We start from the raw sequence: 10,406 nt of genomic DNA, 5'->3' as shown, positions 1-10,406 counted from the left end.
CATAAATAACACCCCTTTTTCTTTTATTTTACTAGAAAAGGGGTGTGTTCACAATTTATTTACTCATGCGTTTGTCGTGATGTTCCTCTTCCATCATTGCTTCAATCCATGCCTTTTTTGCATCCAATGCATTTGCTACCGCAATTTCAACAGTTTCACCGCAGGTAATGCACCCTGGCAAATCAGGATAAAAAGCCACAAATCCTCCCTCTTCCTTATCTTCTATAATTTCCATACGATAGGGCATTTCCATATAATCATTCAGCGTTTTCATTTTTATTCTCGGTCTCACTTTCGACTATTTGTCTTACCAGCTGGTAGATCGCTATTCCGTCTTTTCGGCCATTTCAACTCACAGCCTCTCAAGGAAGCTGACATAAAAAGAAAGTAAAAATCCTATATACAACGTTTTCTTTTTTCACTCTTGTAATATCTGATCTTTTCGTTTATAATAACCATTGGTTAGTATTGTTCTATATATTATCATAACCGTTGGTTAATATCAAGAGGTGAATTTTATGAATTTTTGTCCGGAAAGGCTGATCCAGCTTCGAACGTCCCTGAATATCAATAAAGCAGAAGCCGCACGCCAGCTGAATATTTCAGCTATGGCATACGGCCGTTACGAACGTGGAGAGCGTGAGCCCTCTTACCAATCTGCATGTTTTATCGCACAGACTTTTCATTGTAATGTAGATTTTTTATATGGAATATCTGACCAGATGGAAGCTGATCAGATCATCGTCTCCCGTTCCGAATCACCGGAACTGTATGAACTGGTACAGATGATGCAGACAGACCAGGAACTGAGAAGCAGGATTTTTACTTATGTCAGGGAACTTTCATACAAAAAAACTGAGGAACTGTCCTGTAAATAGAACGGTTCCTCTGATATATTTTTCTTATATAGGGAAAAAATCCATTATAAATATAGAAAATAACTCCCTTCTTCCTGATTTATTCCCAGCCACTTCTCCTGTTTTTGTAGTCCTCATCAATCTGCCTTTTCCAGCTTTCATCAATACCTGCATCATTTCTGAATACAGAAATCGCTTCTCCGATCACCTGGTAATTCAGCATAGTTCCTCTGCTGTCACAATTATAATTTACCGCTCTGTCTTCACTGATGCCAAATCTTCCTGCCGTTTGTACCGCATCTATGTTTGCTCCCAGAAAAAGGAACTCCCAGCCATATCTGGATTTCTGACGCTCGATCATTCCTTTCACCTTTTTGGCACTGTAATAACGACTGGCATTTTCTTCCCCGTCTGTTATGATAACAAATAATGTACGCTCCGGCACATCCTCCATTCTGGCATATTTATGTACATTTCCAATATGATGGATTGCCCCTCCGACAGCATCCAGAAGTGCAGTACATCCTCCCACAAAATACTCTTTTTCTGTTAAGGGCCTGATCTTCTCTAAATCTACCCTGTCATGAAGAACTTCTGCCGTATTATCAAAAAGCACCGTAGAAACCAACACAGAACCTTTTTCTTTTTTCTGCTTTTCGATCATGGAATTAAATCCCCCAACCGTATCTCTCTCAAGTCCTGCCATAGAACCGCTTCTGTCAAGGATAAATACAATTTCTGTCGTCTCTTCCCTCTCGCAATCCCTGTCAATTTCTCTCTCAAACTGGTTAAGGACTTTTCTCATATTGCCTGGAATTCTCTTCCTGCATTCTTCCCGCAGCTCTTCCGATACACCATAAAAAGCTTCCGCAATACTGCCCGCAATAGCTGCCAGAGTATCTGTATCACCACCAATAGAAACTGCATTTCTCACAGTATCTTCGAAATCCCCTGCTTCCAGAAAAGCAATGATCGCTTCCGGTACTGTTTCCTGACAACTTTCCACATGATGATAAAATGGCCTGATCTCATCCAACGTTCTGTTCAGATTATAATGAAATTCTCCTGTTACATATTCCCGGATCTCTTCCTTTGACTTTCCATTTCGGGCAAGAAAAATACAGCTGGCCGTTGCCTCAGCACCTTTAATTCCTTCCGGATGATTATGTGTCACCTTTGCTGTTGCCCTTGCTACTGCCCGGGTCTGTTCCAGATCTGGATATAACCATCCTGCTGCCGACACACGCATCGCAGAACCATTTCCATAGCTTCCATAAGGTTCCGGATGATCCGCCATAAGCCACTGACGAAATCTTCCGCCATACCCTGCTCTTGGATATCGTCTTCCCCATTTACGCATCTGATTCTGAACAGCATTTTCAATTGTTTCTTCATCCGCATTTATTCCGGTTTCCATTAAAGCTTCTGCCACCGCGATTGTCATTACAGAATCATCTGTAAAACGACATCCCCATGAAAACAGTTCAAAATCTTTTGTCTTATCGCCTCTGTCAAATTCAAATGGACTTCCAATAATATCTCCTAAAATCGCACCGTACATATATGCCTCCTGTCCCCGGAACCAATCCGGTAATCTTGTTTTTTTTATTGTGATTTTATAATACACGGGTTTTATACCAGTATGGTCGCTGAACCGGCGACATTTTTATAAGATAGGAATAAAATATCCATTTGCACTCCACTTTGCTGCATTCAGACTCCCAGTATTTCATTTGTGTATTTAAACAAAACCGTATTCAACTGCATGATATCATACTGTCTGTCTATAAGCGCTTTCTGCACGATCAGATCCACCTTACTGCTTGGGCTGAATGCCCAGTCTGCTCTCGCCAGAAGATCTTTTGCCTGTTCCAGATTTAATTTCAGCGCAATACACAATGCCATAACTGTTTTTTTCTTCGGATGATAATGGCTGTCACACTGGATTTTTGAAAAATGCTTCCTGTCAAGATTGGCCGCTTTCCACACATCCTTATTATCCATTCCCGATCTTTCTATCAGCTCGAACAGTTTTTCATGAAAACTCGGTCCGATCTGATTCAACTGCTCCTCCAGGGACATCGCTCCCCATCCCAATGCTTCATTGGAAAAAGATGCCTCATAAAAATTTTCTTCTGGAAATCGATCCGCAGGATAACCGTTTCGATTCTCATACTCTGATCTTCTGTCCCGGCGAAATGGTTGAGAATATTCTGCCGCATAATTTTGATTCACATAATTTTCATCAATGTAAGAATCTACAACATCTACAATCTGACTGGAAAGCTGAAATGATTCTTTGTCAAATACCGCAAGAATGATATTCATCTCATGCTCAGCAAGAAATTTACTGAATGTAGAAACTGCGATCTCAAGAGCCATATCTTTCGGAAATCCATACACACCCGTTGCGATCAGCGGAAACGCGATACTTTCACAATTCAGCTCTGCTGCTTTTTTCAGAGATTTCCAGTAACAACTTTCCAGTATTTCAAATTCATGAGATTTTCCCCCCTTCCATACAGGCCCAACGGTATGGATGATATACTTTGCGGAAAGATTATACGCATCCGTTACCGCAATCTCTCCCCGACGGATTTTTCCGATCTTCCACCTTGCCCGAAGTAACTGTGATTTTCCTGCCGCCTTATAAATCGCATAATCCGTGCCACTGCCGTAAACTGGATTGGGATTCGCCGTATTTACAATGATATCCGCTGTAATTTTTGTGATGTCATTCTGTATGATCTTAAATGGCATAGCATACCTTCTTTCTGTTATTCACGTTTATGAATATAATATTTCCTGGACTAATTATCTCTTTTCTTATCATACCATAAACCGATATTTCAGCGATATCTATTTTTCTTCCGTAGTGTGCTCCTGCCACAAGAGCTTTTTTATGCCACTGGAATATTACGAAATAATTTTCCATGACAAAAAAGCTGAACCAGATTTTACATCTGATCCAGCCATAATAATTCTATATATTTCACGATCTCAAAATCCGGTCCTTACGCAGACTCACACAGGAACAACTGTACTTCCCAACCAGAACCAGGTACATCACGCCAACCACCAGGATTGCCATGATACCTGTTTTGAAAAACAGATGGGATAACATTGTAACGATCAGCAACAGCCCGATGGCTTTGCTCATAAAAATATAAGTCTTGTAAGAACTCTGATAGATAACTTCCTTCTCCGCCTCATCGCAGCTCTCCAGCCACTGCTGCTGAAATTTCCTGGAGGAAATATCTCCTCTTTTTTCCGGATGCACTGTCTGAAGCAGCTTGATATATCTGGCCTGCATGATTCCATTATAAAAGAAACAAGCTACAAACAGCCCACAGGCAATGAGAATATTAATCGCATTTTTATTACTGGATTCGATATATCCTATCTGGTATCCATTTGCAAGAAGAAAAATGCAGAGTACCTGTGAAACAGCATTGACACACTGCAGAATGGCTCCATATTTTTCCTCCTGATAGCTGACAAGATCTGCTTCCTCATCTTCCGCTGTAGCTATTCTGTCACAAACCGTTTTCAGTTTCCACAGGCAAAATTCTCCAGCCAGAATGAAAACAATATTTACTATCAGCAAACCCGGAACCAATATACTCTGAACCATCTTAGTCCACGTTGTCAGAAATGCTTCCAGATCTCCATGAAAATAATACATAAAAACACCGAAGAAGCCTCCAAGCACACCTCCAAACACCATTGCCAGAAGCATTTTTATACTGAATTTCTTAACACTTTTTGTCTTATTCTCCTGTTTCATCTTCATCCTCCTCATACATGAAAATGTCCTCTACACTTACCTGAAAGATCCGGGCGATCTTAAGCGCCAGTGTTACAGACGGTGAATAATCGCCTCTCTCGATCAAGCTGATCGTCTGCCTGGACACCCCCGCCAACTTCCCCAGCTCAGTCTGATTAATCCCCTGGCTGGAACGGTATTCTTTTAGACGATTTAACAGTGGCAATTCAGGCCCTCCTTTTGCTGTTTGTTTTGACAAGTTTTCTTGTCATTTCATGGTTTTATCTTAGCATTGACAACTTTACTTGTCAATATGTTTTTGACAAATATTGTTGTCATTTTTTGAGAACGAAAATAGTTTTATACATTTAATTCACAATTTCACGAGAAGGTAGCCGGCTGAAATACAGGCTATTTCAACTCACAGCCTCACAAGGAGGCTGACATGTAGTGGCTATGGTGACAATTATTATGAGGATCTCTTGATCGTTATTCTTGTTCCAGCGGGAAGCTCGGCAACGCTTCCAGCAGCTTTAAGGAAATGTGCTGCCGCATATCCTCGTCAATGACTTTTTTCACTTTGCCGCCCGGCTGCCTGATCTCCACCGTGGAAAGCTCGTCGATGTAGTCCGCATAGTGGGCCAGCACCTTTTCTGTGGCCCACTTCTCACCGGCAACGGCGGCTTTGATTGTTTCATAGTCCAGCAGCTTTTCTTGTCCGTCCATCCTGATACCCCCGTCAGATTGATTTTTTCCATGATACCATATCTGGGAGTATGGAGCCAGAGAAACCGGCGATTTTCTGCTGGTAAATTCTACGCATTTAGAGCGGCACTATGGCGGGGATAGGATAAAACACTCACATACCCCGCCGACTATGCGGGAAAAACCTTGAAATATAGGGCTTTTTAAGGCCCTAAATGCGTAGGTTGGTGCTTTGTTGCGATATGCTCCACGGTTACGGTGTATTGTTCATATTCTGTTTTCGGGAATCTTTATGAAATCTTCAAAATTGCCCGGTATGCTATCCGTAAAATCAAAGAAAGGACTTGATTATATGGATATGATTTTGAAAACGACTGACCTCTGCAAAAATTTCAAGGGGCAAATGGCGGTAAACAATGTGTCACTGAACATCCGGCGCAACTCGGTTTATGGTCTGCTGGGGCCGAATGGGGCTGGCAAATCCACGATCTTAAAAATGCTCACCGGCATTTTGCGCCCCACATCGGGAAGCATCGAGTTTGACGGCCACCCGTGGAAGCGGAATGATCTGGAGCATATCGGTGCTTTGATTGAGATGCCCCCGCTTTACGAAAATCTGACTGCATACGAAAATCTCAAAGTCAGAACTACATTGCTCGGCCTGGACGATGCACGAATTAACGAGGTATTGCAAATTGTCCAGCTCACGAATACCGGCAAGAAACGGGCCGGGCAGTTTTCTCTTGGTATGAAGCAGCGGCTTGGTATTGCTATTGCATTGCTGAACAGTCCCCAGCTTTTGATTCTGGATGAACCGACTAACGGCCTTGACCCTTTAGGGATTGAGGAACTTCGAGAGTTAATTCGCTCTTTTCCCTGCAAAGGGATTACAGTTATTTTGTCCAGCCATATTCTGTCAGAAGTCCAGCAGATTGCAGATCATGTGGGTATCATTGCTGGCGGCGTCCTTGGATATGAGGGAGAGCTTCGCGCCGGTGAAGATTTGGAACAACTCTTTATGGATGTTATTCGCAGAAATGGTAAGGAGGGATATTAAATGGAGATGGCATATATTCAGGCAGAGAACCTAAAGCATAAGAGAACTTTCACAAAAACGCTGATCGTTCTGGCCCCGTTTGTAACTGCGCTTATGAACTTTTTTGCCCCTCTTTGGTTCCAGCTCAATTCTTATAATTGGTGGTATATCCTGCTTTATCCTGGATTCCTTACGCTCACCTGTGCCTTGATTGAACAGCGGGATAATGGCAAACTAAAATATCGTGCCGTTGCTTCATTGCCTGTTTCGCAGAACAAAGTCTGGAAAGCAAAAATTGGAGTGGCCGGTATTTACTCCTGTGTGGGGAATTTCATTTTCCTGGCGCTAAATCTGTTGGGCGGTTTTGCAATATTAGTTATCAACGAAATTCCCCTGACAATCGGAATTTGGCAGGCTGCGGCCGGAACAGCTTGTATTATCATTGCAAGCCTATGGGAAGTTCCGCTGTGCTTATGGTTATCAAAAAAAGTTGGTATCTTTGTCACGGTTATTCTTAATGCCGGACTTGGAAGCGTTTTAGGGATTTTCACGGCTACAACCTCTTTGTGGATGATCTGCCCGTATAGCTGGGTGCCGCATCTTATGATTTCCGTGTTAGGTATTTTGCCTAATGGTGAGCCGGTTGCAGATCAGAGTACGGCAATGGCATTTTGGATGATTATACTTGTATTGGTCATTTCGCTGGCCTGGTTTGCGGCGCTGTCATTTTTAACTGCAAGATGGTTTGAGAAAAAGGAGGTGGGGTAACTATGGTATCTGTGGTTCGCTGCTGGAAAGCAGAATATCAGAAGTGTAAACATAGCATTTTGCTCTATATGCACAGCATGATTCCGATTATATGTGCGGCGATTTTTGCGGGTTACTATCATATATCCAGATGGGAACTGGCAACCAAAATCAGTGCCTATCTGGAAGTGCTGGCCGTTGCGTTCCCGTTTCTGATCGGCATTATTGTGGGCCTGGTTGTTCAGATCGAAAATCAGGCCGGGCATTATCAGCTTTTGTTGGGAACAATCCCATCTCGCATGGCAACGTATATTGGTAAACTTGGTTTTCTGATGATCTGTGCTTTTGGCGCAACATTTTTAGCGTTAGGAACATTCGCTGCACTATATAGGGATGCTCCGGCAAGCCTTTACCTGAAAGCAGGGATTCTATTGTTGATTACCATGCTTCCCATTTACCTGATTCATTTGTTTGTGGGAATGAGCTTCGGAAAAGGTGCATCTATGGGATTGGGAATTGCAGGGAGTTTAATAGCTGCCCTTATGATAACAGGGCTTGGTGACGCTACATGGAAATATATTCCCTGGGCCTGGGGCGTTCGTGCTATGGATTACACTGTGCTTGCATGGGATAGCCCCCAACTGTATGCACAGGTAAAAACCGATTTTTTCAGCGGTATGATTATTTCTGTATGCTGCACTGTTTGTCTGCTGATTGCCAGTTTGGTTTGGTTTCATGGTTGGGAGGGAGGTAAAAACAGTGAATAAAAAGTGCCTGTTTGCCGTGGTAATTGTGCTTGTAAGTCTTATATGCTTATCGGCCTGCGGTGCGCTCCGCGATACCGCCGATAAAAATAAGGCGTTAAATGAATCTCTGCCGTATTATGAGCTGAACGCCGCAAACTATGATGAAATTTCATATAACGGCCTGACATATACCATAACGGATGAATGTCTTGAAATGTCAGAACTGCAAGAAGAAATCGGGCAGGTATCGAAACGCTTCAAAAATGTGGCGGGGGAAGATTTCAGTTTCGGCTACGTTTACAGTATTGTGGATGTGGATATAAGCAATGCCGTAGCTGTAAATATCAACAATGAATATCGGAAAGCTGACATTAAAAATAATGATGAGTAACCTCGACAATGTGGTATAATGGGGCGGGAGGTGATTTTTTGACCCACTTACTTGTAGTTGACGATGAAGTTTCTATCTTGGAATTGATTAAGAACAGTTTGGGGAAAGATGGATATTTGATAACAGTCTGTCAAAATGCGGATGATGTAGACATCAAAAAGCTGCATTTCTATGACCTCATTCTTTTGGATGTGATGATGCCTGGCACAGACGGGTTTGAGTTTTGCAAACAGATCAGGAATATGGTAGACTGCCCGATTCTCTTTCTGACCGCAAAGACATTAGAGGAAGATATATTGTTTGGATTGGGCATCGGTGCGGATGATTATATTACGAAACCTTTTCGTATTCAGGAGCTTCGCGCCCGTGTCGCGGCACATTTACGCAGAGAAAAAAGGGAGCATCACAGCACACTTTCATTTGAGCCTGATATAAGATTTGACCTTTCCGCAAAGGTACTGTATGTTTCAGAACAGCCGGTTCCCCTTACCAAAAGCGAGTATTCAATCTGTGAATACCTTGCGAAAAACCGGGGACAGGTTTTTACAAAAGAACAAATCTATGAAGCCGTTTTCGGGTTTGATGGAATAGGCGATAACTCTACGATCTCAACGCATATAAAAAATATTCGTGCGAAATTGGAGCATTTCAAAATAAGTCCGATCAGCACCGTATGGGGGATAGGATATAAATGGGAGTGAAAAAGAAACCTACATTGAAAATATTGTTTCGCCAGTTTGCTATCTCCCTCATTGTCATGCTGGTAGCGGCAATTATTGTCCCTTTTGGTTTGGAGGTACTTGCTGTAAATGCTGGATTAGCTACAAGAGCAAATCTAAGTGAATTGCAGGTAAAAGAGATCATTCCAACGCTGACGATTGCCCCGGATATTACAAAGGTTGTGATTCCACAGGGATGCGGCTACTTAATTCTGGACAAGAACTTTAATGAGCTTTACAGCAATATGGACGATGATGAAAAAGAAATTGCCCTGCTGTACGCAAAGGGAGAATATATTGAATATGCTACGGGGAGGCAGTTTGCACTTGTTGTCCGGGAAAACGAATTTTGCGTTTTAAGGTATTATATTGGTTCTCAATTTACAGTGTCATGGCTACCGGAATATTTTCCATCTCCTGACACGCTTGTGTTTATCCTGATGGCTGTAAATTCGCTGCTGGTCATTATCATACTGACCGCCAGATTTGCTAAGAACCTGCGTACACAACTGGCCCCGCTTTTTGAAGCAACTGCGGAGGTTTCAAAGCAAAACCTTGATTTTGAAGTAGGACACGCCAAAATCAAAGAGTTTGAAGATGTCCTTGCATCTTTTTCAGATATGAAAGATAATCTGAAAATTTCGTTAGAACGGCAATGGAAAACCGAACAGACACAGAAAGAGCAAATCGCCGCGCTTGCCCATGATTTGAAAACGCCTCTGACGGTTATTCAAGGAAATGCTGATTTACTCACAGAAACAAATCTTGATGATGAGCAACGATTATACGCTGGTTACATCGTGGAAAGCTCCGGCCAGATGCAGTCATATATTCAAACCCTGATTGATATATCACGGGCGGCGGTTGGTTATCAGCTCCATATTGAAAGTATAGACTTGCCAGCGTTCATGCAGCACTTGTTCGGTTATATGGAATCACTATGCCGGACAAAAGAAATCCGGCTGCAAATGAATACTGTTTCACTCCCTCAAATGCTGAAATTTGATAGGGTGCTGATAGAACGTGCTATTATGAATGTTATCAGTAATGGGCTGGACTACTCCCCGCAAGGCGGAACGCTTTATGTGGATGTTCAGAGTAACAACGGTTTCGTGGAAATTTCAGTCACAGACGAGGGAACGGGGTTTTCTAAAGAGGCATTATGCCACGCACAGGAACGGTTCTATATGGGCGATCAAAGCCGCAATTCAAAGTTACACTTTGGTATGGGTCTATATATTACAAATTCGATTATGGAACAACATAATGGTCAGCTTATTTTAGAAAATTCAAAAGAAACCGGCGGCGCAAAGGTTACTATGAAACTTCCTTGCTGATTTTCCGATAGTGTAATGGACGTCTGAGACTGTGAGAAAAAGTCTGTAAATAAGATTCTTCTATGATATGCAAGGGTGGCAAGCCTGAAAATCAGGCTTCTC

12 protein-coding genes and 2 pseudogenes are annotated in these 10,406 nt (G+C 42.4%); 7 read left to right on the top strand and 7 right to left on the bottom strand.

Annotation, left to right across the window (positions count from 1 at the left end):
- Positions 1 to 85: 85 nt before the first annotated feature.
- Positions 86 to 274: pseudogene (locus GPK81_RS10840) on the bottom strand (type II toxin-antitoxin system HicB family antitoxin); the annotation flags it as partial.
- A gap of 244 nt (positions 275 to 518) precedes the next feature.
- On the opposite strand from GPK81_RS10840, the gene GPK81_RS10835 reads away from it, so the two are divergent.
- Entirely contained in the window at positions 519 to 878 is a 360-nt protein-coding gene (locus GPK81_RS10835) for a helix-turn-helix domain-containing protein (protein ID WP_215707028.1), read from the top strand.
- 79 nt (positions 879 to 957) lie between these two features.
- On the opposite strand, the gene GPK81_RS18570 is transcribed toward GPK81_RS10835, so the two are convergent.
- The 6 genes and pseudogenes from GPK81_RS18570 to GPK81_RS10805 all read right to left on the bottom strand — a co-directional run bounded on the left by GPK81_RS18570 (position 958) and on the right by GPK81_RS10805 (position 5,349).
- A complete protein-coding gene (locus tag GPK81_RS18570; RefSeq protein WP_442860745.1) occupies positions 958 to 1,563 on the bottom strand; it encodes a vWA domain-containing protein in 606 nt (201 codons plus the stop codon).
- Between the two features lie 153 nt (positions 1,564 to 1,716).
- A pseudogene (locus GPK81_RS18565) lies at positions 1,717 to 2,418 on the bottom strand (ADP-ribosylglycohydrolase family protein); the annotation flags it as partial.
- Positions 2,419 to 2,570: 152 nt separating this feature from the next.
- The gene (locus tag GPK81_RS10820) at positions 2,571 to 3,617 is read right to left on the bottom strand and encodes a macro domain-containing protein (RefSeq protein ID WP_021977431.1); all 1,047 of its coding nucleotides are present in this window, start codon (positions 3,615 to 3,617) and stop codon (positions 2,571 to 2,573) included.
- 232 nt (positions 3,618 to 3,849) lie between these two features.
- Positions 3,850 to 4,644: a DUF3169 family protein gene (locus GPK81_RS10815; RefSeq protein WP_215707027.1), complete on the bottom strand. Its 795-nt coding sequence runs from the start codon at positions 4,642 to 4,644 to the stop codon at positions 3,850 to 3,852.
- Positions 4,628 to 4,849, bottom strand: coding sequence for a helix-turn-helix transcriptional regulator (locus GPK81_RS10810; protein ID WP_021977429.1), 222 nt, complete (start codon positions 4,847 to 4,849; stop codon positions 4,628 to 4,630). Before GPK81_RS10810 ends, GPK81_RS10815 begins: the two co-directional genes overlap by 17 nt.
- 263 nt (positions 4,850 to 5,112) lie before the next feature.
- Complete coding sequence (locus tag GPK81_RS10805; protein WP_118064609.1) at positions 5,113 to 5,349, bottom strand: helix-turn-helix domain-containing protein; 237 nt, start codon at positions 5,347 to 5,349, stop codon at positions 5,113 to 5,115.
- A 331-nt stretch (positions 5,350 to 5,680) separates the two neighbouring features.
- Between GPK81_RS10805 and GPK81_RS10800 the strand changes: the two genes are divergently transcribed.
- The 6 genes from GPK81_RS10800 to GPK81_RS10775 are packed head-to-tail and all read left to right on the top strand — an operon-like array spanning position 5,681 to position 10,304.
- Entirely contained in the window at positions 5,681 to 6,385 is a 705-nt protein-coding gene (locus tag GPK81_RS10800) for a lantibiotic protection ABC transporter ATP-binding protein (RefSeq protein WP_025580190.1), read from the top strand.
- Positions 6,386 to 7,132 carry a lantibiotic immunity ABC transporter MutE/EpiE family permease subunit gene (locus tag GPK81_RS10795; RefSeq protein ID WP_118064614.1) on the top strand — a complete coding sequence of 249 codons (747 nt, stop codon included), beginning with the start codon at positions 6,386 to 6,388 and terminating at the stop codon, positions 7,130 to 7,132.
- A gap of 2 nt (positions 7,133 to 7,134) precedes the next feature.
- A complete protein-coding gene (locus tag GPK81_RS10790) occupies positions 7,135 to 7,878 on the top strand; it encodes a lantibiotic immunity ABC transporter MutG family permease subunit (protein WP_025580193.1) in 744 nt (247 codons plus the stop codon).
- Positions 7,871 to 8,248 (top strand): NisI/SpaI family lantibiotic immunity lipoprotein, encoded by a 378-nt coding sequence (locus GPK81_RS10785; RefSeq protein ID WP_025580194.1) that lies wholly within the window; start codon positions 7,871 to 7,873, stop codon positions 8,246 to 8,248. Before GPK81_RS10790 ends, GPK81_RS10785 begins: the two co-directional genes overlap by 8 nt.
- Before the next feature lie 38 nt (positions 8,249 to 8,286).
- Entirely contained in the window at positions 8,287 to 8,949 is a 663-nt protein-coding gene (locus tag GPK81_RS10780) for a response regulator transcription factor (RefSeq protein WP_055056575.1), read from the top strand.
- Positions 8,940 to 10,304, top strand: a complete 1,365-nt coding sequence (locus GPK81_RS10775) for a sensor histidine kinase (protein WP_215707026.1) — start codon at positions 8,940 to 8,942, stop codon at positions 10,302 to 10,304. Before GPK81_RS10780 ends, GPK81_RS10775 begins: the two co-directional genes overlap by 10 nt.
- The last annotated feature ends 102 nt before the right edge of the window (positions 10,305 to 10,406 follow it).

Source organism: Blautia sp. MCC283 (assembly GCF_018785565.1).
Lineage (GTDB): Bacteria > Bacillota > Clostridia > Lachnospirales > Lachnospiraceae > Blautia_A.
Note: the sequence above shows the minus strand (reverse complement) of the source record. Positions and strands in the feature narration are given on the sequence as shown.